This is a genomic window from Allobosea sp. TWI1241, assembly GCF_039673065.1.
GTDB lineage: Bacteria > Pseudomonadota > Alphaproteobacteria > Rhizobiales > Beijerinckiaceae > Allobosea.
In genome coordinates this window covers 172,585-198,180 of the sequence record NZ_JBDJKW010000007.1, presented here as the reverse complement: position 1 = coordinate 198,180, position 25,596 = coordinate 172,585, and the positions used below count along the sequence as shown (strand labels likewise).

Genomic DNA, 25,596 nt, shown 5'->3' with positions numbered 1-25,596 from the left:
CGCGGGATCCCCCGCATCGCGACAGCAGGAAGACCAGTCGATGGCCGACAAGCGCGTGAACAAGGTCGTGCTCGCCTATTCGGGCGGACTCGACACCTCGATCATCCTCAAGTGGCTGCAGACCACCTACAACTGCGAGGTCGTCACTTTCACGGCCGATCTCGGCCAGGGCGAGGAGCTGGAGCCGGCGCGCCAGAAGGCCCTGCTGCTCGGCATCAAGCCGGAGAACATCTTCATCGAGGACCTGCGCGAGGAATTCGTCCGCGACTACGTCTTCCCGATGTTCCGCGCCAATGCCGCCTATGAGGGCGTCTATCTGCTCGGCACCTCGATCGCCCGGCCGCTCATCGGCAAGAAGCTGATTGAGATCGCCGAAAAGGTCGGCGCCGACGCCGTCTCCCACGGCGCCACCGGCAAGGGCAACGACCAGGTCCGCTTCGAGCTGACGGCCTATGCGCTGAAGCCCGACGTGCACGTCATCGCGCCCTGGCGCGAATGGAACCTGCGCTCGCGCGAGCAGCTGATCGCCTTCGCCGAGCAGCACCAGATCCCGATCGCCAAGGACAAGCGCGGCGAGGCGCCGTTCTCGACCGACGCGAACCTGCTGCACGTCTCCTCCGAGGGCAAGGTGCTGGAGGATCCGGCGCAGGAGGTGCCGGACTACGTGTTCTCGCGCACCGTCTCGCCCGAGGAGGCGCCCGACAGCCCGACCGTGGTCACCATCGATTTCGAGCGCGGCGACGCGGTGGCCATCGACGGCGTCAAGCTCTCGCCGGCGAGCCTCCTGACCAGGCTCAACGAACTCGGCCGCGACAACGGCATCGGCCGGCTCGACCTGGTCGAGAACCGCTTCGTCGGCATGAAGAGCCGCGGCATGTACGAGACGCCCGGCGGCACGATCCTGATCGCCGCGCACCGCGCCATCGAGTCGATCACGCTCGACCGCGGCGCCGCCCATCTCAAGGACCAGCTGATGCCGCAATATGCGGAGCTGATCTATAACGGCTTCTGGTTCTCGCCGGAGCGCGAGATGCTGCAGGCGCTGATCGACAAGAGCCAGGAGTTCGTCACCGGCCAGGTGCGGCTCAAGCTTTACAAGGGCGGCGTCCACGTCATCGGCCGCTCCAGCCCCTATTCGCTCTACGACCAGGACCTCGTCACCTTCGAGGAAGGCGCGGTCGCCTACGACCATCGCGACGCTGCCGGCTTCATCAAGCTGAACGCGCTGCGCCTGCGCACGCTCGGCCAGCGCAAGAAGAAGCTCGGCCTCTGAACCGCGCCGGCAGCTTCTGACCATCGCAGCGCCGGCATCCCTCGGGGTGCCGGCGTTTTTCATGGCGACGGTTCCTGCGCACGAAATCGCGCAGGGCGACGGGAACCGGGGCGCGCCCACCACGTTCTTGCTGCGGAACGGCCAGCCAAGGCCGCTTCGGACCAGTCAGCAAGGAGAAGCGTCATGGGCAGCACCAGCGACAAGATCAAGGGCATGGCCAACGAGGCCGTCGGCAACGTCAAGCAGGCCGCCGGCAAGGCGATGAACAAGCCCGGCCTCCAGGCCGAGGGCATCGCGCAGGAGCGCAAGGGCGAGGCCCAGCAGGCCGTCGGCAAGGCCAAGGACACGGTGAAGAACGCGGTCGACAAGCTCTGAGGCTCGTCCCGCACGAGAAAGGCGGCCCGTCTCACGACGGGCCGCGTTTTTTATATGGAGCATGGAGTGCTGAACGCGGGGCTCAGGAGGCGGTGCCGCCGAGCCCGCCGAGGAAGTCCTTCACCCGCCCGAAGAAGCCGGCGCTCTCGGGATGGGTCGCGCCCGAGCTCTCGCGCTCGAACTCCAGCAGCAGCTCGCGCTGGCGCGCCGTCAGCTTCTGCGGGGTCTCGACCAGCACCTGGATGTAGAGGTCGCCGAGCTCGCGCGAGCGCAGAACGCTCATGCCCTTGCCCTTGAGGCGGAACTGCTTGCCCGTCTGGGTGCCCTCGGGGATCTTCACCCGCGCCTTCTCGCCGCTGAGCGTCGGCACCTCGATCTCGCCGCCGAGCGCCGCCGAGGTCAGCCCGATCGGCACGCGGCAGAACAGGTCGGCGCCGTCGCGCTGGAAGATGGCGTGCGGCTTGATCGAGAGGAAGATGTAGAGGTCGCCCGCCGGCCCGCCGCGCAAGCCCGCCTCGCCCTCGCCTGCGAGCCGGATGCGGGTGCCGTCCTCGACGCCGGCCGGGATGTTGACCGAGAGCGTGCGCTCGCGGGTGACGCGGCCCGCGCCCTGGCAGGAGCCGCACGGGTCGTCGATGATCTCGCCGCGGCCGGCGCAGGTCGGGCAGGTGCGCTCGACCGAGAAGAAGCCCTGATTGGCGCGCACGCGGCCATGGCCGCCACAGGTCGGGCAGGGCCTGGACTTGGAGCCGGCCTTGGCGCCGGTGCCGGAGCAGGTCTCGCAGACGATCGAGGTCGGGACGCGGATCGTCTCGTTCTTGCCGGCATAGGCCTCCTCGAGGCCGATCTCGAGATTGTAGCGCAGGTCGGCGCCGCGCTCGCGGGTGTTGGCGCCGCGCGGGCCGCGCCGGCCCTCGCCGAAGAAGGATTCGAAGATGTCCGACATGAAGTCGGACATGTCGGCGTGGCCGCCGCCACCACCGCCGCCGCCGTTCTCGAAGGCCTGATGGCCGAAACGGTCATAGGCGGCGCGCTTCTGCCCGTCGGAGAGGACCTGATAGGCCTCGTTGATTTCCTTGAACTTGATTTCGGCCTGCTTGTCGCCCGGGTTCTTGTCCGGGTGATGCTGCATGGCGAGCTTGCGGAAGGAGCTTTTCAGCTCGACCTCCGTCACGGTCCGGGAGACCCCGAGGATCTCGTAGTAATCGCGCTTGGACATTCAACCAGTCGCCCCTGCGACGGCCTCGCGCGCATCGTATCGCGCCGCGGCACCGTCCAGCCTCGTCCTGTCTGTCGAACCGCCGCCGGGACGGCAATGGCCGGGGCTGCCCCCGGCCATGCCTCACCTGTCGGCGGAGAACGCCGTCAGGCGCTCTTCTTGTCGTCGGAGACATCCTTGAAGTCGGCGTCGATGACGTCGTCCTTCTTGGCTTCCTCCTCGGCGGGCGCACCCTCGCCGGCCGCGGTCTCGGCCTGGCTGGCGGCGTACATCGCCTCGCCGAGCTTCATCGAGGCCTGCATCAGCTCGTTGCTGCGGGCCCCGATCGCCTCGGCGTCGTCGGCGGTCAGCGCGCTCTTTAGCGCATCGAGCGCGGTCTCGATCGCGGTCTTGTCGGCGGCCGAAACCTTGTCGCCATAGTCCTTCAGCGACTTCTCGGTCGAGTGCACGAGGCTCTCGCCCTGGTTCCTGGCCTCGACCAGCTCGCGGCGCTTCTTGTCGTCGGCCGCGTTGCTCTCGGCGTCCTTGACCATCTTCTGGATCTCGGCCTCGGACAGGCCACCGGACGCCTGGATGCGGATCTGCTGCTCCTTGGCGGTGGCCTTGTCCTTCGCCGTCACCGAGACGATGCCGTTGGCGTCGATGTCGAAGGTCACCTCGATCTGCGGCATGCCGCGCGGCGCCGGCGGGATGCCCATCAGGTCGAACTGACCGAGCATCTTGTTGTCGGCGGCCATTTCGCGCTCGCCCTGGAAGACCCGGATCGTCACCGCCTGCTGGTTGTCCTCGGCGGTGGAGAAGACCTGGCTCTTCTTGGTCGGGATCGTGGTGTTGCGGTCGATCAGGCGGGTGAACACGCCGCCCAGCGTCTCGATGCCGAGCGAGAGCGGGGTCACGTCGAGAAGCAGCACGTCCTTGACGTCGCCCTGCAGCACGCCGGCCTGGACCGCGGCGCCGATGGCGACGACCTCGTCCGGGTTGACGCCCTTGTGGGGCTCCTTGCCGAAGAACTGCTTCACCACTTCCTGGACCTTCGGCATGCGGGTCATGCCGCCGACCAGAACCACCTCGTCGATGTCGCCGGCGGTGAGGCCGGCATCCTTGAGCGCCTTCTTGCAGGGCTCGACGGTGCGCTGGATCAGGTCGTCGACCAGGCTCTCGAACTTGGCGCGCGAGAGCTTGATGGCCAGGTGCTTCGGCCCGGAGGCGTCGGCGGTGATGTAAGGCAGGTTGATCTCGGTCTGCGAAGCGCTCGACAGCTCGATCTTGGCCTTCTCAGCGGCTTCCTTCAGGCGCTGCAGGGCGAGCTTGTCCTTCTTCAGGTCGATGCCCTGCTCGCGCTTGAACTCGTCCGCCAGGTACTCGACCAGGCGCATGTCGAAGTCCTCGCCGCCGAGGAAGGTGTCGCCATTGGTCGACTTCACCTCGAAGACGCCGTCGCCGATCTCGAGGATCGAGACGTCGAAGGTGCCGCCGCCGAGGTCGTAGACCGCGATCGTGCCGGTCGACTTCTTGTCGAGGCCGTAGGCCAGCGCCGCCGCGGTCGGCTCGTTGATGATGCGCAGCACCTCGAGGCCGGCGATGCGGCCGGCATCCTTGGTGGCCTGGCGCTGGGCGTCGTTGAAATAGGCCGGGACGGTGATGACCGCCTGGGTGACCGGCTGGCCGAGATAGGCCTCCGCGGTCTCCTTCATCTTCGTCAGCGTGAAGGCGGAGATCTGCGAGGGCGAATAGTCCTTGCCGTCGGCCTCGACCCAGGCGTCGCCAGAGGAGGCCTTCTTGATCTTGTAGGGGACGAGCGACAGGTCCTTCTGCGTCATCGGATCGTCGAAAGTGCGGCCGATGAGGCGCTTGATCGCGAAGAAGGTACGCTCGGGATTGGTGACCGCCTGGCGCTTGGCCGGCTGGCCGACGAGGCGCTCGCCGTCATCCGTGATGGCGACGATGGAGGGCGTGGTGCGCGCGCCCTCGGAATTCTCGATGACCTTCGGCGTGGTGCCTTCCATCACTGCAACGCAGGAATTGGTCGTGCCGAGGTCGATGCCGATGACTTTACCCATGGATGGGATCCCTTTCGATTTAGCAGATCGCCGGGCGATCCGTGCCTGTCGGCACGCCCTCCGGCCCATGGCCCCGCTCCGCCCCCACCTTCCGCGGCGAACGAATGCGGGATCTCCACGTCTGGCAGCTGTCCCCGGTCGCGGGCTCGTCGCCCCCGCCGGCTTCCTCCGCCGGTTTCAGTCCCGACCGGCGCCAAGAGCCTGTGAGCCCTGGCATTCCGGCTACGGCGGTCGTCAAACCCCCGTCTGGCCGCGTATATAGGGAGGGTGCCGGGCCGCTTGCAAGGAGCGAAGCCGGATTATGACCGGCCGCGCATGGCCGTCTGCGCGCCGCGCGGGCGCTCATGATTAACGGCCGGTGTTGCAGGGATGTCCTTGCGCGCCGCCCGCCCCGATTCCATGCCTGATCGACGCCCCATTCCGGCACAGGAGCCGCCGTGAGCCCGATCCGCAGCCATGCCGCACGACGCCTCGCGGCCCTCGCCGTGCTGGCCGGCCTCGGCGCGCCGGATCTCGCGCTCGCCCAGCCGATGCAGCTGCCCGGCGCCCAGCCGTTCAACACGCCCGGCACGCAGCAGAGCGCGCCGGCGACCGCAGCCCCCGGCCCGGCCCGGCCGCGCGGCATGCCGGCGATCAAGCTGCCGACCGAGGCCTCGATCCTCGGCCGCACCCTGCGCCGCAACGGCGTGGCCGGCGAGGCGACGCTGGAGAAGCTCGGCGAGGGCTACGGGCTCAAGCTGCGGGCGGAGGGCTACCAGGTCTCCAACCTGGTCGAGCCCTGCGCGATCTCCTTCGGCGACGCCGCCATTCCGCTGACCGCGCTCGGCCGGCCGGCCGGGCTGCCGCGCTACAAGCTCGAGGCGCCCGCCTGCCCGATCGTCTTCGACGTGCTGGAAGGCGCGATGCTGGTGGTCGAGCCGGGCGAGCCCTGCGTGATCGAGGCCGCCTCCTGCCGCATCGACCCGCGCGGCGTCTGGGGGCCGGATGCGCGCACCCTGCCCGCCCGCGCCAAGGAGTTCGAGGGCGAGCGCAGCCGCGCCGAGACCGCGGTGCGCGAGGGCTTCCGGGCGCTGTCGGCCAAGGTCTCGCTGCCCGAGCAGCGCACCATCGCGCGCGAGCAGGCCGGGTTCTCCTCCGAGCGCACCCAGCTCTGCCGCGAGTTCTCGCGCGAGGCGACGCATGGCTTCTGCGGCGCCCGCGTCACCGAGGCGCGCGCCGCCTCGCTGCGCGCCCGGCTCGGCCTGCCCGACCCGAAGCCGGAGACCGCCCGCCCGGCCCAGCCGCGCCGCGCCCCGGCAGCGGCGCCGCCGCCTGCGCCCCTCCAGTAAGCGGCGTCGTCAGCCGGCCTGCCCCGCCGCACCGGCGATCTGTCCGGCCTCCCAGCCAAGGATGGCGCGCTTGCGCGTCAGCCCCCAATGGTAGCCGGTGAGCGCGCCCGACTTGCCGATGACCCGGTGGCAGGGCACGACGAAGGAGATCGGGTTGCGCCCGACAGCGGCGCCGACGGCCCGCGCCGCCTTCGGCTTGCCGATCTGGCCTGCGACCTCGCCATAGGTTGTGGCGCAGCCGACCGGCACCCGCAGCAGCGTCTCCCAGACCCTGACCTCGAAATCGGTGCCGATCAGCACGACGCGCAGCGGCGTCTCCGACGACCAGCTCGCCGGCGAGAAGATGCGCTCGGCATAGCTTTGCGTCGCGGCGGGATCGAACCGGTACTGCGCATGCGGCCAGCGCCGCATCATGTCGGCCAGCGCCTCGGCCCGGCCGCCGACGACCTTGGCGCCGTCGAGTTCGTTCGAGACCCAGCCGAGCCCGGCAAGGCCGCGCTCGGTGGCGACGATCAGCGCCTCGCCGAAGGGCGAGGCGTGGAAGCCATAGGCCAGGGTCAGCCCCTCGCCGCCGGCCTTCCATTCGCCCGGCGACATCGCCTCATGCGTCACGAAGAGATCGTGCAGGCGGCCCGGCCCCGACAGGCCGAGTTCGTAGCTGGCGTCGAGGATGCTGGCTGAGGAGGCGAGCAGCGTCTTGGCGTTGTCGAGCGTGATCGCCTGCAGGAAGGCCTTGGGCGTCAGCCCGCACCAGCGCCGGAAGAGATGGTGGACATCGGTCGGCGTCGCGCCGGCGGCATCAGCGATCGCCTCGATCGTCGGCTGCTGGCGCCAGTTTGTGGTGATGTAGGCCAGGATGCGGCGCACTGTGTCGTAATCCGAGCCGGGCGCGGCCGCCGGAAAATCGGCCTCCGACGGGATGGCCTCGGCAGCCCGGGCGAGCACGGCATTGGAGACGACGAGCGGCTTCATCGCCGTCCTGAGGCTGGAAGGGACGTTCATCGGTCTATCCTTGCGATCTGATCTCTCATGCTCGCGAAGCTAGTGATGTCAGCATGCGTCTCCCACACGAAAGCTGACAAGCTGGCCACGGCCTCCGGGCGTGCATTACAGTTGGGCGATGACCAGCGCCGCCGACGCCATCGTCTCGCTCTACGCCCGCCACGCCGCGGCCTATGACCGCCAACGCGGCCGCAAGCTGATGGAAATGCGCTGGCTCGATCGCTTTCTGTCGCTGCTGCCAGCCGCCCCATCGGTCCTCGATATCGGCTGCGGCATGGGCGAGCCGATCGCAAGGCATCTCATCGCGCGCGGCTGCGCCGTGACCGGAATCGATTCCTCTGCGCCTCTGATCGCGCTCTGCCGCGAGCGCTTTCCGCAGCAGGACTGGGCGGTCGCCGACATGCGGACCCTGTCGCTCGGCCGGCGCTTCGACGGGCTGATCGCCTGGGACAGCTTCTTCCATCTGAAGCCCGAGGATCAACGGCGGATGTTTCCGCTCTTTCGCCAGCATGCGACCGAAGGCGCCGCGCTGCTCTTCACCAGCGGGCCGGCTCATGGCGAGGCGATCGGCAGCTTCGAGGGCGAACCGCTCTACCATGCCAGCCTCGATCCGGCCGAGTATCGCGCATTGCTGGCTGCGAACGACTTTGCCGTCGCAGAGCATGTCGTCGAAGACCCGGCGTGCGGCGGCCATACGGTCTGGCTGGCGCAGCGGCGGTAACGCTGCGATCGGGACACGCCGCAGCGCCCCTTCTCAGATGGGGTCGAAGTCCGGGCCGCGCCTGGCCTTGGCGAGCGCGCCGCCGAGCGCCTGCGCGAAGCCCTCCCGCTCCTGCGGCGACAGCGCCGAGGCGATCGCGGTGCGGCGCCCGCGCGAGACCAGGGCCAGCCCCATCAGGCCGAAATCCTCGTCCTCATCGCGCTCCATGCGGGTCCAGGCCGGGTTGGAACGCCAGACCCGCTCGCGGCCGTGATGCGATACCTTGCGCAGCACCACGTCGAGCGGCGTGACCACGATGCGCTCGAAGGCCCGCGCCGCGCCGAAATTCACCTTGAAGGCGATGAACAGCGCCAGAATGTCGAGGCCGAAGAAGCCGGCCACCGGCCAGGCGCCGAGGATGACGAAGGGCAGCGAGGAGATCACCGCTGCGAGGCAGACCAGGGTCATCACCAGCCGGAAGCCGTTCGGGCCGAGCGAGCGATGCGGCGTGATCGTCGCGTCGAACAGCGGCCGCTCGGCGGCGGCCTCGATCGCGGCGGCATCAAGCGCCGCGGAATGACTCTTGCCCGGGGTCATGCCGGCATTATAACGCCGCGATGCCCATATCGAACAGCCCGAAGCGCGGGGTGAGCCGCGCCGCCGTCAAGGCGCGCAAGCCCGCCGAAATCCGCGAGATCTTCAGCCGCTTCCGCGCCGTCCGGCCGGAGCCGCAGGGCGAGCTCGAATATCTCAACGCCTTCACGCTGCTGGTCGCGGTGGTGCTCTCGGCGCAGGCCACTGATGCCGGCGTCAACAAAGCGACGCGGCGCCTGTTCGCGCTGGCCGACACGCCGGAGAAGATGCTGGCGCTCGGCGAGGAGACGGTGCGCGAGCTGATCAGGACGATCGGCCTCTACCGCACCAAGGCGAAGAACGTGATCCTGCTGAGCCAGCGCCTGATCGAGGCGTTCGGCAGCACGGTTCCGGCCAGCCGCGAGGCGCTGGAGACGCTGCCCGGCGTCGGCCGCAAGACCGCCAATGTCGTGCTCAACATCGCCTTCGGCGAGATCACCCACGCGGTCGACACCCATGTCTTCCGCGTCGCCAACCGGCTGCGGATCGCGCCGGGCAAGACCGTGCTCCAGGTCGAGCTCGGGTTGGAGAAGGCGGTGCCGGCGGAATTCGGCCGGCACGCGCATCACTGGCTGATCCTGCACGGGCGCTACACCTGCAAGGCGCTGCGCCCGGCCTGCGAGAGCTGCGTGGTCGCCGATCTCTGCGATTCCGCCGACAAGCGGATCGCCTGAGCCCGCCTCAGCCGAACAGCACCAGCGCGACGAGGCCGACCGAGCCAACGACGATCCGCCACCAGGCGAAGGGCGCGAAGCCGCGGCGCGAAACGAAATCGAGGAAGCCGCGCACCACGAACAGCGCCGAGATGAAGGCGGTGAAGAAGCCGATCACGATCAAAGTCGCGTCGTCGGCGGTCAGGATCTTGTAGTTCTTCATCAGGTCGTAGGCGAAGGCGCCGGCCATGGTCGGCATCGCCAGGAAGAAGGAGAACTCGGCCGCGGCGCGCTTGTCGGCGCCCAGCAGCATGGCGCCGACGATGGTAGCGCCCGAGCGCGAGACGCCGGGGATCATCGCCAGGCACTGCATGAAGCCGATCTTGAGATACATCGGCAGCGGAAAGGCGGTGGCGTCGGAATGCTTCACCTCCAGCTCCATCTCGTCGACGACCAGCAGGATGAGGCCGCCGGCGATCAGCGTGGTGCAGACCAGGAAGGGGTTGAACAGCACGCCCTTGATGAAGGCGTGCGCCAGCGCGCCGATCACCGCAGCCGGCAGGAAGGCGATCAGCACGCCGATGACGAAACGCCGCGCGGCGGGGTCGCTCGGCAGGCGCTTGGCGATGTCGAGCAGGCGGTGGAAATAGACCAGCAGGATCGCCAGGATCGCACCGAGCTGCACCAGCACCTCGAAGGCCTTGCCCTTGGATTCGAAGCCGAGGAAGTGCCCCAGCAGCAGCAGATGCCCGGTGGAGGACACCGGCAGGAACTCGGTCAGCCCCTCGACGACGCCGAGGATGGCAGCCACCAGATAATCATACATGGGAGGGTCCTTCCGAGGCCGTCAGATGCGGCGCAACAAAAGCCGGCGGCGCGCGTTAATGCTATCGCGCAGGCTCTTTGCGAATTGGTTACCAGACCGGCAAGGAATCGCGCGCAATCGCAGCCATCCCCTGGCCCCGGCTTGTGACACCCTGAAGGCGCGCCTATACGAAAACGCCTCATTGCGCTGCATCAGGCGCTGCCTGCCCCGAAAATTCCCGCCATTTTTCCAGCAGTTCGATGGCCACGCTTCAGCATTATCCGCTCTGCCCGCATTCGCGCTTCATCCGGCTCGCCCTCGGCGAGTTCGGGCTCGACGCAGCCCTCGCCGAAGAGCGCGTCTGGGAGCGGCGCAGGGAATTCCTGCAGCTCAACCCGGCCGGGACCACCCCGGTCTTCGTCGAGGACACCGGCATCGTCGTGCCGGGCGCCGGGCCGATCGCCGAATATCTCGACGAAACGCGCGGACTGGCGCTGGGCGAGCGCAGGCTGCTGCCGGAGGGCCCGCTGGAGCGCATCGAGGTGCGCCGGCTGCTCGACTGGTTCAACGGCAAGTTCAACGAGGAGATCACCGCCCCGCTGGTGCTGGAGAAGGTGATGAAGCGCTTCATGAGCCGCGAGCAGGGCGGCGGCCCGCCGGAGATGAGCGCCATCCGGGCGGCGCGCGGCAATGTGCGCTATCATCTGCGCTATATCGGCTGGCTGACGGCGAAACGGAACTGGCTCGCCGGCGACGTCCTGAGCTATGCCGATCTCGCCGCCGCGGCGCAGCTCTCCTGCGTCGACTATCTCGGCGACGTTCCCTGGGACGAGGACGAGGCCGCCCGCGCATGGTACGCCAGGATCAAGTCCAGACCGAGCTTCCGGCCGCTGCTCGGCGACCGGATTCCCGGCATGGCGCCGGCGGCCCATTACGACGATCTGGACTTCTGAGCGGCGAGAAGCTGAAGGCGGCGACGCTGGCGCGCGCCCGCGACGAGGGCTTCTCCGTCGTCAGGGTCGCCTCGGTCGATTCCATTCCCGAAGCGCCCGCACGCCTCGCCGGCTGGCTCGAGGCCGGCCATCACGGCGACATGGAATGGCTGACCGAGCGCACGGCCGAGCGCGCCGACCCGGCGACCCTGTGGCCCGAAGCCCGCTCGGTGGTGATGCTCGGCATGAGCTATGCGCCCGAGGACGATCCGCTCGCCGTGCTGGCCGAGCGCGAGCGCGGCGCGATCTCGCTCTATGCCCGGCGGCGCGACTATCACGACGTGGTCAAGGGCAAGCTCAAGAGCGTGGCCGGCGTGCTGGCGGCGCGCGGCGATGTCGCGGTCAAGGTCTTCGTCGACACCGCGCCGGTGATGGAAAAGCCGCTGGCGCAGGCGGCCGGCCTGGGCTGGCAGGGCAAGCACAGCGTGCTGGTCTCGCGCCAGCATGGCGGCTGGCTGTTCCTCGGCGCGATCTACACCAGCGCCGAATTGCCGGCCGATGCCGCGGAGCGCGATCATTGCGGCTCCTGCCGGCGCTGCCTCGACATCTGCCCGACAGACGCCTTCCCCGCGCCCTACCAGCTCGATGCCCGCCGCTGCATCGCCTATCTGACGGTCGAGCATCACGGCCATATCGACGCGGAACTGCGGCCCGGCATCGGCAACCGCGTCTTCGGCTGCGACGACTGCCTGGCGGTCTGCCCCTGGAACAAGTTCGCCGCCGCCAGCCGCGAGACGCGCCTCGCGCTCAGGGACGAGATCGAGGCGCTGCCGCTGGCCGAACTCGCCGCCCTCGACGATCCGAGCTTCCGCACGCTCTTTGCCGGCACGCCGGTGAAGCGTACCGGCCGCGACCGCTTCGTTCGCAACGTGCTGATCGCCATCGGCAATAGCGGAGCGTCGCATCTGGCCGCTAGCGCGCGCGCGCTGGTCGACGATCACTCGCCGCTGGTGCGCGCCATGGCGGCCTGGGCGCTCTCGCGACTGGCGCCGGCGGAGGCCGCGGCGCTGGCGCAAACCCGCCTTTCCACCGAAGACGACGCCGCGGTCCGCGCCGAATGGCAGGCCTGCCTGCCGGCGGCCGAAGGGCCCCGCTCCTCCCCCAAGCAGACGGATAGGGCATGAACCTCCTGATCATCGGTCTCGGCTATTCGGCCGGTTTCTTCGCGCGCGCCATGCAGGCCGAGGGCTGGCAGGTCACCGGCACGGTGCGCACCGCCGAGAAGGCGGCACGGCTGAGCGCGGACGGCCTCCCGGCCATGGTCTTCGACGGGGTGAGCGCCTCGCCCGCGCTCCTCGCCGCCGTGGCGCAGGCGGACGCCGTGCTGGTCTCGGTACAGCCCGACGAGCAGGGCGACGCGGCGCTGCGCCTGCTCGGCCCCGCGCTGGAAGCGGCGCCCGCGCTGGGCTGGCTCGGCTATCTCTCGACCATCGGCGTCTATGGCGATCATGGCGGCGGCTGGGTCGACGAGACCACGCCCTGCCTGTCGCGCAGCCGCGGCTCGCTGCGCCGCATCGCCATCGAGCAGGATTGGCTGGCGCTGGGCGCGCGCAGCGGCAAGCCGGTGCATATCTTCCGCCTCTCGGGCATTTACGGCCCTGGGCGCAACGCCATCGTCAAGCTGCGCGAAGGCAAGGCGAACCGCCTGATCAAGCCGGGACAGGTGTTCAACCGCATTCATGCCGAGGATATCGCCGGTGTGCTCGCCATCTCGCTGGCGCAGCCGCGCGCCGGGGCGATCTATAACGTCACCGACGACGAGCCGGCACCGCCGCAGGACGTGGTCAGCTTCGCCGCCGAGCTCTGCGCACTGACGCCGCCGCCGGAAACGCCCTTCGATCCCGAGAAGCTCTCGCCGGCGGCCGCGAGCTTCTACAGCGAGAACCGCCGCGTCTCGAATGCGCTGGTCAAGCGCGAGCTCGGCTACGTCTTCCGCTATCCCGAGTATCGCGGCGCGCTGCGCGCGCTGGCCGCGGCGGGCGCCTGACGCCCGTCAGGCGTTGTAGCGCTGGCCCTCGCCGCCGAGATAGTCGAGATAGCGCTGCTCGATCGCCGAGACCGGCAGGATGACCAGCACGTCGGTCGTGCCGAACTGCCGGTCGATCACCGCGCCCGCGCCGAAGCGGGCGCCGACGCGCAGATAGCCCTTGAGCAGCGGCGGCAGCGTCTTGAGCGCCGCCTTGGCGTCGATCATCCCGGCCGGCAGGCGATCCATCGCCACGCGCTGGTCCTGCAGCGCCTCGACGCGCCAGGGCCCCTCGGCCGTGGCGTTGTGGTGCAGGAAGGAGAGCGGCAGCGCGAGCATGTCGGGATCGACGCCGTCGAAGCTGGCGCAGCCGAACATCGCGTCGATGCGGTGATGGCGGACATAGGCCCAGATGCCGTGCCAGAGCAGCTCCACCGTCTTCTTGGTGCGGTAAGGCTTGAGCACGCAGGAGCGGCCGAGTTCGAGGAAGCGCAGGCCGGGATGGCGGGCGAGCAGCGGGCCGATATCGAATTCGGACTGGCTGTAGAAGCCGCCGAGCCGCTCGGCCGCCGCGCCGCGCATCAGGCGATAGGTGCCGACGACGCGCGGCTTGATGCCGCCGAAGCGGCCGCGCGCGGCATGGTCGATGACGAGAAGATGGTCGCAGGCCGCGTCGAACCGGTCGGCGTCGCGGCGGAACATCCGCGAGACCACGTCGGGCTTGGCCGACATTTCCTGGTAGAACACGCGATAGCGCAGGCGCTGCGCCCGCCAGATCTCGCGCGGGCCGCGCGCCAGGCGCACCTCAAGCGAACCGGAGCGCCCGAGCGAGCCCGACAGCGCATCGATGCCGAAGGGGCCGAGCCCCGCCAGATGACGCCCCGCCGCCATCAGGCCTGCCGGGGAGAACCGCGCGAAGGACGGCATTGCCGCGATCCTGCGCTTTGCCGGCTTACGGTCGCCGGGAAACACGTCGAGCGCCATGTCAGGTCCTGTCGCTGAGCGGCCTTGGCTAGGTGCATGACGTCAATGAGCGGAACATTTTACGGGACGGCGACGGAACTGCGTCAATGATGTGACGCAGAACTAGCCGATGGGGCCGGCCATGGCGAGCGCAAAGCGGCGGGCGTCCCCACCGCGTCCTTAGCCGGGTGCGCCCTCGCGCCGCGCCGCACGCAGCTTCTCGATCCAGGCGGCGAGGCCGTCGCGGTCGAGCGGCTTGGTCAGGCAGGCGTCCATTCCGGCCGCCAGCGCCGCCTCGCGATCCTCCTCCGCCGTGTTGGCGGTCAGCGCCAGCACCGTCAGCCGGCCTGCCGGCGAAACGCCCCTGCCCTGCTCCGTCGCGCGGATATGCCGCGCCACGGCGAAACCGTCCTGCACCGGCATGCGGATGTCGAGCAGCACGAGGTCGAAGCCCGGACGCAGGCCCGCTGCGGCCTCGTCGACCAGCCTGATCGCCTCGCCGCCGTCGCGGGCCCAGCTCGGCAGGCAGCCGAGCCGCTCCAGCGTGCGGTTGGCGAGGAGCGCGTTGATCTCGTTGTCCTCGGCGACAAGCACGCGCAGCCCGCCCTCCCGCTCCGCCGGCGCGACGAGATGCCCCGCATCCGACGTACCGTCCACCGCGTCGTCATGCGCGTCCGGGCCCAGGCGCTGCTGCAGCGAGCGCGCCCGCACGGGCTTGACCAGGAAGCCGGTGAAGCCGCCGTCGAAGGGCGAGCCGTATTGGCGCCGCTCGGCCGGCGACAGCATGATCACGATCGGCCCGACGCCGCGTTGCGCCGCCGCCGCGGCGATCGTCTCCGTCTCGCCGCCGGGCAGCGCCCGGTCGACCAGCACGGCGGAGAAGCTCTCGGTTCCCAGCCGCGACAGGGCCTGCGGACGATCGGCCGCCAGCACGACCTCGGCGCCCATGCGCCTGGCCTGCTCGGCGAGATGGGCGGCGCTGAACGGCGCCGCGGACGCGATGAGCAGGCGCATGCCCGACCAGTCCGGCAGCGCGGGCGGCGGCGGCGCGCCCTCGCTCTCGCGCAGCGGCAGCGTCAGCCGGAAGGTCGCGCCGCGCCCGGCGACGCTCTGCGCCGAGAGGCTACCTTCCATGGCGAGCGCCAGGCGCCGCGCGATGGCGAGGCCGAGGCCGGTGCCGCTCGAGATCGGCGAGGCCTTGACCTCGAGCTGCTCGAACTCTTCGAAGATCACCTCCAGCCGGTCGGCCGGAATGCCCGGGCCTGTATCCGACACCAGGATCTCGATCTCGCCGCCGGCGCGGCGGGCCACGATGCCGACGCCGCCCTCCTCGGTGAACTTCACCGCATTGCCGACGAGGTTGAGCAGGATCTGGCGCAGGCGCTCGACATCGCCGCGCACCCGGCCCGGCAGGCCGGGATCGAGCAGCGCCGAGACCTCGATGCCCTTGGCCTGGGCGCGCGGCGCCATCAGCTCGGTGACGTCCTCGATCAGCAGCGCCAGATCGAAAGGTGCGTCGGCGATCTCCAGCTTTCCGGCCTCGACCTTGGCGAAGTCGAGGATGCCGTCGACGAGGCCGAGCAGCGCCACGCCTGAATTGCGCAGCGCCCGGACATAGGTGACCTGCTCGGGATCGAGCCTCGTGTCGCCGAGCAGATCGGCCATGCCCAGGATGCCGTTGAGGGGGGTACGGAATTCGTGGCTCACCGTCGCGAGGAAACGCGACTTGGCGATGCTCGCCTCCTCGGCGCGGCTGCGCGCCTCCTCCAGCGCATGCGCGCCGGCGACGCGGGCGGTGATGTCGCGCCCGACGCGCTGGAGCACGGTGCGCCCGGCCGCGACCGGGACCACCGTCTCGACCCAGGCGATCCAGCGCTCGCCGCCGGGCGTGGCGACGCATTCGTCGACGACGCGGGCGCCATCCGGCTGCAACTGGGCCGGCTGCGTCGACAGCACCTGCGGCTCGGCCGGGCTGCCGGCGACATCCTCGCCCTCGGCGCCGAGCAGCGCGGCATAGGCGGCATTGGCGTAGACGATCCGCCCCTCGCTGCGCCGGACGATCAGGTCGCCCTGCGCCTCGATCAGGCTGCGATAGCGCTCCTCGCTGTCGGCAAGCTCCCACAGCCGGTCATTGAGGCGCTCGATGTCGGCGGCGATGCCGGCCGCCTGCTCGGCGACGCGGCTGCGCTCGCGCATCAGCCAGAGCGCCGCTGCCGAGGCCAGCGCCGCCAGCAGGCAGGCCAGCACGGCGATCACCACCGGCAGGGACGAGGACATCTCCATGCTCGTGACTTATCGTCATCCGCGCCAAAAGTGGATTCCGCTTTTCGGCCCGCCCCCGCCCTGCCGACCGCAGCACATGGCCTTCCAACGACGCGACTGGCGCGGCGCCGTCAGGCCGCCTGCGCCGCCTGGTCGATGCGCGAGCGATAGGACAGAGCCTCGGCGAGGTGGATGCGGGCGACATGCGCCTCGCCGTCGAGATCGGCCAGCGTCCGCGCCACCTTGAGCACGCGATGATAGCCCCGCGCGGTCAGCCGCATGCTGTCGGCGGCGCTGCGCAGCAAGGTGAGCCCGGCCTGGTCGGGCCGCGCCACCTCGTCGAGCAGCGAGGCGGGACAGGCGGCATTGGTCTCGACGCCGTCGAGGCCGAGCGCGGCGTAGCGGGCCGACTGCACGCGCCGCGCCTGCGCCACCCGTGCCGCCACCGCAGCCGATGGCTCGGATGGCGCGGGCTGGATCAGGTCGCTCGCCGTCACGGCCGGCACGTCGATGGCGATGTCGATCCGGTCGAGCAGCGGGCCGGAAATGCGGGCCTGGTACTGCGCCATGCAGCGCTCGCTCGCCTGGCGCCGGCAGGCATAGCCCGGCTCGGTGGCGCGGCCGCAACGGCACGGATTCATCGCCGCGACCAGCTGGAACCGGGCCGGATAGACGGCGCGATGATTGGCGCGCGAGATCAGGATCTCGCCGGTCTCCAGCGGCTGGCGTAGCGCGTCGAGCGCCTGCGCCTGGAATTCCGGCAACTCGTCGAGAAAGAGCACGCCGTGATGGGCGAGCGAGGCCTCGCCCGGCTTCGCCTGGAGCCCGCCACCGACCAACGCCGCCATCGAGGCGGAATGATGCGGCGCGCGGAAGGGCCGCCGGTCGGTCAGCTCGCCATCGGCCAGCCGGCCGGCGACCGACAGGACCATCGAGACCTCGAGCAGTTCGCGCGGGCCCAGCGGCGGCAGGATCGACGGCAGCCGGCTGGCCAGCATCGACTTGCCGGCGCCGGGCGGCCCGTTCATCAGCAGGTTGTGGCCGCCGGCCGCCGCGATCTCGAGCACGCGCCGGGCGCTCTCCTGCCCCTTGATGTCGGCGAGATCCGGCAGCGGCCCGGCCTGGCGGGCGATGGCCGGGCTCGGCCGCGCCATCACTTGCGTACCGCGGACATGGTTGGCGAGCTGGATCAGCGAGCGCGGCGCGACGATGTCGAGATCCTCGGCGGCCCAGGCGGCCTCTGAACCGCAGGCGGCGGGGCAGATCAGGCCGTGACCGCGACCATGGGCGGCGATCGCCGCCGGCAGCACCCCGGCCACCGCGGTCAGCGAACCGTCGAGCGCGAGTTCGCCCAGCACGGTGAAACCGTCGAGCGCGTCGGCGGGGATCGCCCCGATCGCCGCCATGATGCCGAGCGCGATCGGCAGGTCGTAATGGCTGCCTTCCTTGGGCAGGTCGGCCGGGGCGAGATTGACGGTGATGCGCTTGGCCGGCAGCGCCAGCCCGGAGGCGACGAGCGCGGCGCGCACCCGCTCGCGGCTCTCGGCGACAGCCTTGTCGGGCAGGCCGACCAGGATGAAGGCGACGCCGCCTGCGGCGACCTGGACCTGCACGTCGACGGCGCGCGCCTCGATCCCCTCGAACGCCACCGTCGCGACCCGCGTCACCATCCCGCGCCACCCCGCCTGCTGCCGCAACGGTAGCGGAAGCGGGCGAGGCGCGCAAGAACAGACAGGGAACCCGTCAGGTGGGCGCCATGCGGGCCCGACGCGCGATGACCTGCCGCACCAGCACCGGCGCGGCGATCAGGAAGCCGATCGCCGCCGAGAGCGGAGTGGCGAGGATCAGCGGTATGGCGGCCAGCGCCAGGACCCAGCGTTCCCATCCCGCGAGCGGCGCCAGCAGCCAGCCGGAGAAGGACGCCGAGAGCAAGGATATGCTGATGATGCAGGCTGCGGTCGAGCCCAGGAACTCCGTCCAGGTGAAGCTCGGCACCATGATCAGCATCGAGGGCGAGAACACGAAGACGAAGGGCACCAGCACCTTGCCGAGCGCCAGCCGGAAGGCGGTGTTGCCGGTCCGGAACGGATCGGCCCCCGCCATGCTCGCCCCGGCATAGGCCGAGATCGCGACCGGCGGGGTAATGTCGGCGAGGATGCCGTAATAGAACACGAAGAAATGCGCGACGAGCGGCGTGACGCCGAGCATGCCCAGCGCCGGCGCCGCCACCGTGACCATGATGATGTAGTTCGCCGTGGTCGGCACGCCGCAGCCGAGCAGGATGCAGACGATGCCGGTAAGCACCAGGGTGAAGAACAGCGTGGCGCTGCTCGGCCCGAAGGGCAGGAACGGCAGGAAGCCGAGCACCGCCTTGGCCCACTGGTCGGCGAGCGAGGTGACGATCCAGGAGATCTTGAAGCCGACGCCGGTCAGCGTGACCACGCCGACGATGACGCCGACGGTCGCCGCCGCCGCGCCCACGCCGATCGCGTATTTCGCGCCGAGGATGAAGGCGTCGATCATGTCGGCGACGCGCTTGCGCCCCTCGGTCGAGCGCATCAGCACGCCATGCGCCATGATGGCGAAGGCGGCGAGCGTCAGCCCGAGATTCACGCCCGGCATGCGCAGGATCTCGGTCGGCGCGGCGATGCCGATCGCGAGGATCAGCGCCAGGCCGGCGACCGGCCGGTTGCTGGTGAGGCCGATCAGCATGCAGCCGGTAATGCCCCAGAACGCCGCGAGATAGGGCGTGTAGCCGGTGAACAGCACGACGATCAGCGCGAAGAGCGGCGCCACGGCCGGCCAGTCACGCGCGAAGACATCGCGCAGCTTGGGGATCTCGGCGTCGGTGAGCCCGCGCATCCCTGAGCGCTTGGCCTCGAAATGCACCTGCATCAGCACGCCGAAGAAGTGCATGAAGGCCGGCACGATGGCCGCGATCACGATGGTCGCGTAGGGCAGGTTGAGGAACTCGACCATCAGGAAGGCGGCCGCGCCCATGATCGGCGGAGTGATCTGGCCGCCGGTGGCCGCGGTGGATTCGATCGCCGCGGCGAAATGGCGCTGGTAGCCGAGGCGGATCATCATCGGGATGGTCAGCGAACCGACGGTCACGGTGTTCGCCACCGAGGAGCCCGAGATCATGCCGAACAGGGCCGAGCCGAAGATCGAGATCTTGGCCGGGCCGCCGGCGAAGCGTCCCGCCACCGAGGCGGCGACGCCGAGGAAGAGTCGGCCGAGGCCCACCCGCGTCGCCAGCACGCCGAACAGCACGAAATGGAAGACATAGGTCGCGACGACGCCAAGCGCGACGCCGTAGATGCCCTGGCTGGTCAGGTAGAGATGGTTGACCAGCACCGACCAGCTCGCACCCGGATGCAGGAAGATGCCGGGGAACCAGTTGCCGTAGAGCGCATAGAGGATCGCGACGATGGCGATCAGCGGCAGGCCCCAGCCGATCGAGCGGCGCGTGGCCTCGATCATCAGCACGATGGTGATCGTGCCCATCGCCACGTCCATCGCGGAGGGATTGCCGACGCGGAAGACCAGGTCCTCGAAAATCCACGGCACGTAAAGGCTCGAGATCGCCACCGCGATCGCGAAGATCCAGTCGTAGATCGGCACGCCGCCGGGGCGGAACAGCGTCGAGGGATGGACGCGGTCGCCGTCATGCTTGCGCGCCGCGAAGACCAGGAAGATCAGGCCGAGCACGAAGGCGAGGTGGATGCCGCGATGCGTCACCTCGCGCAGCAGGCCGAAGCCGGCGGTGTAGTAGTGGAAGGCCGAGAGCGAGAGCAGCAAGCCGCCGACCAGCATCATGGTGCGATGGGGCAGCTGCCGGAAGCGCATCTCCGGATCGAGTTCCGATTCGAGCTGGGCCAGCTTGGCGGTATCGGTCTCGGTCGACATGGTCTGCGTGTTGGCCTGCATGGCGCCGCTCACTGCTCTGGCGGGAAATGCAAGAGGCGCGGCTGGCGCCGCGCCTCCCGGGATCTAGGCTGCGTGGCCGCTCACTTAAGCAGGCCGGCCTCCTTGTAGAAGCGCTCGGCGCCCGGATGCAGCGGCACGCCCTGCAGGCCGTTCAGCGCGGTCTCCTTGCGGATCGCCTTGCCCTTGGCGTGGCCGGCGTCGAGCGCGGCGCGCGCCTTGTCGCTCCACAGGCCCTTGGTCACGGCATAGACCGTGTCGGCCGAAATCTTGGCCGAGGTCACCCAATGGGCGCCGACCGCGATGGTCTTGGTGGTGGCGACGTCCTTGTAGGTGCCGGCGGGAATCTCGTCGGCGGCGAAGAAGGGGAACTCCTTCGAGAGCTTGTCGACCTCGGGGCCCGAGATCGGCAGCAGGTCGATGCCGGAGCCGGTCGAGGCCAGTTCGGAGATCGCCGCCGCCGGGAAGCCGCCGGTGAAGAAGAAGGCGTCGAGCGAACCGTCCTTCATCAGCTCGGCCGCTTGGTTCGGCTTGACGAACTCGGCCTTGATGTCCTTTTCGGTGACGCCGAAGGCGCCGAGGATGGCGCGGGCGTTGAGCAGCGTGCCCGAGCCCGGCTCGTCCAGCGAGACCTTCTTGCCCTTCAGGTCGCCGATCGTCTTCACGTTCGCCGCCTTGCGTACCACGAGGTGGACGCTCTCCGGATAGAGATTGGCGATCGAGCGCAGCTCCTCGATCTTCGGCTTGCCCTGGAAGACGCCGGTGCCGGAATAGGCCCAATAGGCGACGTCGGCCTGGACGAAGCCGGATTCGGCGGCGCCGCCGACGATGGCGTTGACGTTGGCGACCGAGCCGTTGCTGGCGACGGCGGTGGCGACCAGCTGCGGCGGGTTGGAGATCGCGTTCGCGATCAGGCCGCCGACCGGATAATACGTGCCGGCCGTGCCGCCCGTCCCGATGCGGAAGAACGCCGGGGCCTGCGCCAGGGCCACGCCGGCGGCCAGCGCGATGGCGCCCAGACCGAGACCGATTCCGGCGATGCGCCGCGTCAACTTCACAGTCATGCTCTCACTCCCGATTGAACGGGACAGTGTTCAGAGCTTTGGCGCCGGGATCAAGGGGTATGCGACGAAAGTCTGTCGATCATGTGGCAGAATTCGGACCGGCGGCTAGGTCGAGCCCCGTCTGGCAGGCGACGCCCGTGCCGCCGAGCCCGCAATAGCCGCCCGGATTCCGCGCCAGATATTGCTGGTGATACTCCTCCGCATAGTAGAAGGGCGGCGCGTCGACGATCTCGGTGGTCACCGGCCCGTAGCCACGCTCGGCCAGCGCCCGGCCATAGGCCTCGCGCGAGCGTTCAGCCGCGGCTCGCTGCGCGGCATCGGCGACGTAGATGCCGGAGCGGTACTGCGTACCGACATCGTTGCCCTGGCGCATGCCCTGCGTCGGGTCGTGGCTCTCCCAGAAGATCCTGAGCAGATCCTCATAGGCGATGCGCGCCGGATCGTAGGCGACCAGCACGACCTCGTTGTGCCCGGTCAGGCCGGAGCAGACCTCCTCATAGGTCGGGTTCGGCGTCTGCCCGCCGGCATAGCCGACCGCGGTCACGACGATCCCCGGCCCCGCCTGCCAGAACTTGCGCTCGGCGCCCCAGAAGCAGCCGAACCCGAACAGCGCAGTGCGCGTGCCCTCGGGCCAGGGACCCGCGAGACGCTCGCCGTTGACGACGTGGCGCTCGGCGGTCGGCAGGGCCTGCGCCCGGCCCGGCAGCGCCTGTCCGGCGGCCGGCATCTGGGTCTTCGCGCGCTGGAAGAACATCACGGTCTCCTGTTCGGTGAACGACCTAATATAGGGCGCCGCTGGCGGTTGCGCAGGAGCGTCCGGCGGGACGGGCCTTCACCGTCGCGTGACGATGCCGATGACCGGGTCCGGCCGGCGCCCCAGCCGCAGCAGCAGGAAGCCGAGCAGCAGCCCGGCGAGCGCGGTCGGCAGGCGCAGCACGGTGACCAGCACCGGATCCCACAGCAACGGATGCACATCGCGGATCACAGCCGCCCGGAAGCCCGCCATGCGCTCGCCGAACACCGCCGCCAGCGTCTCCGCGAGCGGCGTGGCGTGCAAAGTGGAGTTGGCGATCGCGGCGGCACCATCGGTCAGCAGCACGACGAAACCGGCCGCCACCGCGAGAAAGCCGAGCATCCTGAGCAGAAAACGCACGTTACGGTCTCTCCCGCCGCATTCGCCCGCGGCATTCACTCACCACATCGACCCGCGCGACCGGTCGCACACCGCCGCGCCGCCGCCGGCAACCGGATGTGCCCCCGCCCCGCACGGAATGCAACGCCGGGCGAAGTTTCTCCTGCCGCCCTGTACATAGCCGCCGCAGCCCCCTTGAAAGACGCGAGCGCGGAGGTCATAAGCAGCCCGCCGGACAGGTGGCCGAGTGGTTGAAGGCGCACGCCTGGAAAGTGTGTATACGGGAAACCGTATCGCGGGTTCGAATCCCGCCCTGTCCGCCATTTCAGTCCCAAACTGGGCACGCCGATTGCCGCCGATTTCCCTCCGGAAACGGCCGCAAGTGTGCGAAGCAGCTCTCCCTTCGATCCCATTATGCGCACTTCGGTCTCCGCGACCTCGACCCGCTGGGCGAAGGCGCGCAGGTGATCCCGCCGATAACCGCCCCCGTCGAGGCGGATGCGCTCCCGCGCCACGTCGGCAAACCGGCGCACCGTTGCGGGCGTCACGGCCTGATTCCCGGAGTTTTCGAGCATGGCCTGCGCCCGCTCGGCATCGGCCTGCGCCTGGTCGCGCAGTGCCTTCAAACCGGTGATGCGGTCTTTCAGCGCCGGATCGGACAGATCGGCCACACCTGATTCGATCGCGTCATAGAGGCGCTTGAGGCGAAGGTCGGTCTCGGCCGCCCGGCGGTTCAACTCGGCGATATGCTCCTGTCGCCGCTCGGCCCGCTCGTACCGACGGTCGAGGACGGACGACAGCACCTCCTCCAGCCGGTCAGGCTGGAGCAGCCGATCCTCGATATGGCCGGCGACGATGCCGTCGAGCTTCTCCATCGGGATCGAACGGCCCGAGCAACCGGTCTCGCCCTGCCGCGCCTTGATCGAGCAGGTGTAGTAGCGATAGCGCCCGCCCTTACCGGTGCGGATCGTCATGGCCCCGCCGCACTTGGCGCAGAAGCAGATGCCCGTGAGCAAGGTCGGGCCGCTGACGACGCGCGGCGGCGTGACCTTGGGGTTGCGGGCCTTGAGGTGCGCCTGAACGGCTTCGAAGGTCTCAAGGTCGATCAGCGGCGGCACGGGAACCGTGACGATCTCGCTGACGGGCTTCAACTCCTTGGACTTGGAGCGCTTGTTGAACTCGTGCTCGCCGATATAGGTGCGCCGCGTCAGGATGCGGTGAAGCTGGCCGATGCCCCAGCGACCGCCGTCGCGGGTGAAGATACGGCGCGCGTTGAGATGCGACACGATCGCTTTGACGCCCATCGGGCCGGAAGTGCCGTTGCCCTCCAGCGCTAGCCGGTAGATCAGCCGCACGGTGTCGGCGTGCAACGGATCAATCTCCAGCTTCTTCTTGGTCTTCGCCCCGCGTTGCTCGGCCGCGACAATGCGGTAGCCGATTGGCGGCAACGCGCCGTTCCAGAAGCCCTGCCGGGCGTTCTCCTTGAGGGCACGCATGACGTGCTTACCGTTCTCCTTGGACTGATACTCGTCGAACAGCGCCATGATCTGGCGCATCATGACGTGCATCGGATCGTCGCCCATCTCCTGGGTGATGGAGACGAGCTTGACGCCATTCTTGGCGAGCTTGCGGACGTAGAATTCCAGCTCGAAGTGGTCGCGGAAGAAGCGGCTGAACGAATGGACGACGACGATATCGAAGGGCGCCGGCTTGGTCGTGCCCGCCTCGATCATGCGCTGGAATTCGGGGCGGCGATCATTGGTGGCGGTCGCGCCCGGCTCGACGAAGGTGTCGATGAGCTGGTAGCCGCGCGACAGGCAGTAGGCCTCGCCCTGGCGCTTCTGGTCGGGGATGGACACGTCATGCTCGGCCTGCCGCGCGGTCGAGACGCGGAGATACATGGCGGCGCGCGTTGCGATGTTGGGTGTTTCAGCGTTCATGACCGGCCTCCCGCTGCCATGGCGAGCGGCGCTTGTCGCTCAGTGAGCGGCAGGTCCAGCGCCACGCGATCATGGATGACTTTCGGCGCGAGCTTGCGCCCACTGCGCTCCATACGGATCAGGCCGTAGCCGACCATGGTTTTCAGGGTCCGCGACAGGTTGGACTTGGCCCGGCCGGTGATGTCGGACAGTTCCTCCACCGATCCCGGCGCCTGCTCGGCGATGATGCGCAGCAGCTCGCGGTTCCCGGCAGACAGCACCTTGGCGAAGGACTCGGTCGAGGTGAACCACACCTTCGGCTCGTCGGGCTTGGGCTTCTCCTCCCCGCGCGCGATCCGCATCGTGCGGGCTTTCATTTCCTCGTAATCGGCAATCCCGACCCTCAGCGTCGTCATGGGAGAACTCCTCGTTCCTTCAGCACCGCGTCCACCAACTGCCAGAAGTCGGCCATCAATGTGCCGGCGTCCCGATAGTCGTATGGCTTCACGGTCTGGAGCCGATGCCGATGATCCTGCGGCCCGCCCCGCTTCTGGCGGCCGACCGGATGGGCATTGTCGAAGCCGACCAGACGTTCGCCCGAAGGCCCGTGAAGCGTGAGCGAGTAGTCGAGGCCGTGCGGCTTTTCCGGCGAGACCGGAATCCGCGTCGCCACGAACTTGACCCAGTGACTGCCTGCGGGATCGACGACGAGCATCTGGCCGTCGAGATCCAGCAAGGCGTCAAGGCTCGGATCGCGACCCTCGCTCATGACCAATACATATCAGTTTGAGATAACAATGCAAGCCTTCTGATGCTCAGGACGGCTTCGGACGATGGTCGGAATGAATGTCCTGGGGGGATAATGGTCGGGCCGATCGCGACCTGTCGTCGCTTAAATGGCTGTCAACGGGACGGCCCGAACAACTCGTCGAAGATATCGCCGAACCACGCCTCGAACAGGTCTATCTCGGCCTCCGTCACCGGCACACGATCAGGCCAGTCGTCAGTGACGGTCCAGGTCTCGACATCGTGTTTCGGGGGACGGCCGGTGCGCGGGGCCGGCGTCTCGATCTCGTCCTGCGGGACATAGTCGTAGAGATCGTCGGGCAGGACGCCGGACACGACATAGACCCGGCTTTGCGAGTGATCAGCGCCGCGCCGGGACATGGGAATCGCTTCTTGTGAGAATATCAATCGTAAAGACACTCGCCCCTTCACGCTGACGCCACGCAATTCTCCCAGCATCGGCGGATTGCGCTTCGTGTGAAGACAGCACTTTGCGATACGTCGATTGGATACCGCGATCAGTCCCGCGCCGATGGA

23 protein-coding genes, 1 tRNA gene and 1 pseudogene are annotated in these 25,596 nt (G+C 69.1%); 9 read left to right on the top strand and 16 right to left on the bottom strand.

The window, feature by feature from the left end:
* Positions 1-40 precede the first annotated feature (40 nt).
* Both ABE438_RS11685 and ABE438_RS11680 read left to right on the top strand, forming a co-directional pair.
* Positions 41-1,273 carry an argininosuccinate synthase gene (locus ABE438_RS11685; RefSeq protein WP_346502793.1) on the top strand — a complete coding sequence of 411 codons (1,233 nt, stop codon included), beginning with the start codon at positions 41-43 and terminating at the stop codon, positions 1,271-1,273.
* A gap of 183 nt (positions 1,274-1,456) precedes the next feature.
* The gene (locus tag ABE438_RS11680; RefSeq protein WP_346502792.1) at positions 1,457-1,648 is read left to right on the top strand and encodes a CsbD family protein; all 192 of its coding nucleotides are present in this window, start codon (positions 1,457-1,459) and stop codon (positions 1,646-1,648) included.
* An 82-nt stretch (positions 1,649-1,730) separates the two neighbouring features.
* On the opposite strand, the gene dnaJ is transcribed toward ABE438_RS11680, so the two are convergent.
* The gene (gene dnaJ, locus ABE438_RS11675; protein WP_346502791.1) at positions 1,731-2,867 is read right to left on the bottom strand and encodes a molecular chaperone DnaJ; all 1,137 of its coding nucleotides are present in this window, start codon (positions 2,865-2,867) and stop codon (positions 1,731-1,733) included.
* A 146-nt stretch (positions 2,868-3,013) separates the two neighbouring features.
* Entirely contained in the window at positions 3,014-4,927 is a 1,914-nt protein-coding gene (gene dnaK, locus ABE438_RS11670; RefSeq protein WP_346502790.1) for a molecular chaperone DnaK, read from the bottom strand.
* A 437-nt stretch (positions 4,928-5,364) separates the two neighbouring features.
* On the opposite strand from dnaK, the gene ABE438_RS11665 reads away from it, so the two are divergent.
* Positions 5,365-6,255 (top strand): hypothetical protein, encoded by an 891-nt coding sequence (locus tag ABE438_RS11665; RefSeq protein WP_346502789.1) that lies wholly within the window; start codon positions 5,365-5,367, stop codon positions 6,253-6,255.
* A gap of 9 nt (positions 6,256-6,264) precedes the next feature.
* On the opposite strand, the gene ABE438_RS11660 is transcribed toward ABE438_RS11665, so the two are convergent.
* Positions 6,265-7,257 carry a methylated-DNA--[protein]-cysteine S-methyltransferase gene (locus ABE438_RS11660; RefSeq protein ID WP_346502788.1) on the bottom strand — a complete coding sequence of 331 codons (993 nt, stop codon included), beginning with the start codon at positions 7,255-7,257 and terminating at the stop codon, positions 6,265-6,267.
* Positions 7,258-7,375: 118 nt separating this feature from the next.
* Between ABE438_RS11660 and ABE438_RS11655 the strand changes: the two genes are divergently transcribed.
* Positions 7,376-7,978: a class I SAM-dependent DNA methyltransferase gene (locus ABE438_RS11655; protein WP_346502787.1), complete on the top strand. Its 603-nt coding sequence runs from the start codon at positions 7,376-7,378 to the stop codon at positions 7,976-7,978.
* Positions 7,979-8,011: 33 nt separating this feature from the next.
* On the opposite strand, the gene ABE438_RS11650 is transcribed toward ABE438_RS11655, so the two are convergent.
* Positions 8,012-8,554 carry a DUF2244 domain-containing protein gene (locus tag ABE438_RS11650; protein WP_346502786.1) on the bottom strand — a complete coding sequence of 181 codons (543 nt, stop codon included), beginning with the start codon at positions 8,552-8,554 and terminating at the stop codon, positions 8,012-8,014.
* 20 nt (positions 8,555-8,574) lie between these two features.
* Here ABE438_RS11650 and nth point away from each other — a divergent pair, with 20 nt between their 5' ends.
* Positions 8,575-9,264: an endonuclease III gene (gene nth / locus ABE438_RS11645; protein ID WP_465248600.1), complete on the top strand. Its 690-nt coding sequence runs from the start codon at positions 8,575-8,577 to the stop codon at positions 9,262-9,264.
* A gap of 7 nt (positions 9,265-9,271) precedes the next feature.
* On the opposite strand, the gene ABE438_RS11640 is transcribed toward nth, so the two are convergent.
* Positions 9,272-10,069: an undecaprenyl-diphosphate phosphatase gene (locus ABE438_RS11640; protein ID WP_346502784.1), complete on the bottom strand. Its 798-nt coding sequence runs from the start codon at positions 10,067-10,069 to the stop codon at positions 9,272-9,274.
* A gap of 239 nt (positions 10,070-10,308) precedes the next feature.
* On the opposite strand from ABE438_RS11640, the gene ABE438_RS11635 reads away from it, so the two are divergent.
* Genes ABE438_RS11635 through ABE438_RS11625 form a run of 3 tightly spaced genes read left to right on the top strand, consistent with a single transcriptional unit; the run spans position 10,309 to position 13,027 of the window.
* On the top strand, positions 10,309-11,001 hold the full coding sequence (locus tag ABE438_RS11635; RefSeq protein WP_346502783.1) for a glutathione S-transferase family protein: 693 nt from the start codon (positions 10,309-10,311) through the stop codon (positions 10,999-11,001).
* A complete protein-coding gene (queG, locus tag ABE438_RS11630) occupies positions 10,899-12,164 on the top strand; it encodes a tRNA epoxyqueuosine(34) reductase QueG (protein WP_346502782.1) in 1,266 nt (421 codons plus the stop codon). Before ABE438_RS11635 ends, queG begins: the two co-directional genes overlap by 103 nt.
* The gene (locus tag ABE438_RS11625; RefSeq protein WP_346502781.1) at positions 12,161-13,027 is read left to right on the top strand and encodes an SDR family oxidoreductase; all 867 of its coding nucleotides are present in this window, start codon (positions 12,161-12,163) and stop codon (positions 13,025-13,027) included. The genes queG and ABE438_RS11625 overlap by 4 nt, the downstream gene beginning before the upstream one ends.
* Before the next feature lie 6 nt (positions 13,028-13,033).
* On the opposite strand, the gene olsB is transcribed toward ABE438_RS11625, so the two are convergent.
* The 7 genes from olsB to ABE438_RS11590 form a co-directional block, all read right to left on the bottom strand.
* The gene (olsB, locus tag ABE438_RS11620) at positions 13,034-13,933 is read right to left on the bottom strand and encodes a l-ornithine N(alpha)-acyltransferase (RefSeq protein WP_465248599.1); all 900 of its coding nucleotides are present in this window, start codon (positions 13,931-13,933) and stop codon (positions 13,034-13,036) included.
* Between the two features lie 216 nt (positions 13,934-14,149).
* Positions 14,150-16,246, bottom strand: a complete 2,097-nt coding sequence (locus tag ABE438_RS11615; protein WP_346502780.1) for an ATP-binding protein — start codon at positions 16,244-16,246, stop codon at positions 14,150-14,152.
* A gap of 116 nt (positions 16,247-16,362) precedes the next feature.
* On the bottom strand, positions 16,363-17,901 hold the full coding sequence (locus ABE438_RS11610) for a YifB family Mg chelatase-like AAA ATPase (RefSeq protein ID WP_346502779.1): 1,539 nt from the start codon (positions 17,899-17,901) through the stop codon (positions 16,363-16,365).
* 73 nt (positions 17,902-17,974) lie between these two features.
* Positions 17,975-20,047, bottom strand: coding sequence for a TRAP transporter permease (locus ABE438_RS11605; RefSeq protein ID WP_465248603.1), 2,073 nt, complete (start codon positions 20,045-20,047; stop codon positions 17,975-17,977).
* Positions 20,048-20,241: 194 nt separating this feature from the next.
* Complete coding sequence (locus ABE438_RS11600) at positions 20,242-21,222, bottom strand: TAXI family TRAP transporter solute-binding subunit (protein ID WP_346502777.1); 981 nt, start codon at positions 21,220-21,222, stop codon at positions 20,242-20,244.
* Positions 21,223-21,301: 79 nt separating this feature from the next.
* Positions 21,302-21,976 carry a peptide-methionine (S)-S-oxide reductase MsrA gene (gene msrA, locus ABE438_RS11595; protein WP_346502776.1) on the bottom strand — a complete coding sequence of 225 codons (675 nt, stop codon included), beginning with the start codon at positions 21,974-21,976 and terminating at the stop codon, positions 21,302-21,304.
* A gap of 78 nt (positions 21,977-22,054) precedes the next feature.
* Positions 22,055-22,375 (bottom strand): hypothetical protein, encoded by a 321-nt coding sequence (locus ABE438_RS11590; protein ID WP_346502775.1) that lies wholly within the window; start codon positions 22,373-22,375, stop codon positions 22,055-22,057.
* Positions 22,376-22,587: 212 nt separating this feature from the next.
* Between ABE438_RS11590 and ABE438_RS11585 the strand changes: the two genes are divergently transcribed.
* Positions 22,588-22,677: transfer RNA gene (locus ABE438_RS11585), tRNA-Ser, on the top strand.
* On the opposite strand, the pseudogene ABE438_RS11580 reads toward ABE438_RS11585, so the two are convergent.
* From ABE438_RS11580 to ABE438_RS11565, 4 genes and pseudogenes are all read right to left on the bottom strand, one after another.
* Positions 22,648-24,294: pseudogene (locus ABE438_RS11580) on the bottom strand (recombinase family protein); the annotation flags it as partial. The gene ABE438_RS11585 and the pseudogene ABE438_RS11580 overlap by 30 nt on opposite strands.
* The gene (locus ABE438_RS11575) at positions 24,291-24,689 is read right to left on the bottom strand and encodes an HVO_A0114 family putative DNA-binding protein (RefSeq protein ID WP_346502774.1); all 399 of its coding nucleotides are present in this window, start codon (positions 24,687-24,689) and stop codon (positions 24,291-24,293) included. The gene ABE438_RS11575 and the pseudogene ABE438_RS11580, both read right to left, overlap by 4 nt.
* On the bottom strand, positions 24,686-25,042 hold the full coding sequence (locus ABE438_RS11570; protein WP_346502773.1) for a toxin-antitoxin system TumE family protein: 357 nt from the start codon (positions 25,040-25,042) through the stop codon (positions 24,686-24,688). Before ABE438_RS11570 ends, ABE438_RS11575 begins: the two co-directional genes overlap by 4 nt.
* Before the next feature lie 134 nt (positions 25,043-25,176).
* Positions 25,177-25,440, bottom strand: a complete 264-nt coding sequence (locus ABE438_RS11565; RefSeq protein WP_346502772.1) for a hypothetical protein — start codon at positions 25,438-25,440, stop codon at positions 25,177-25,179.
* Between the last annotated feature and the right edge of the window lie 156 nt (positions 25,441-25,596).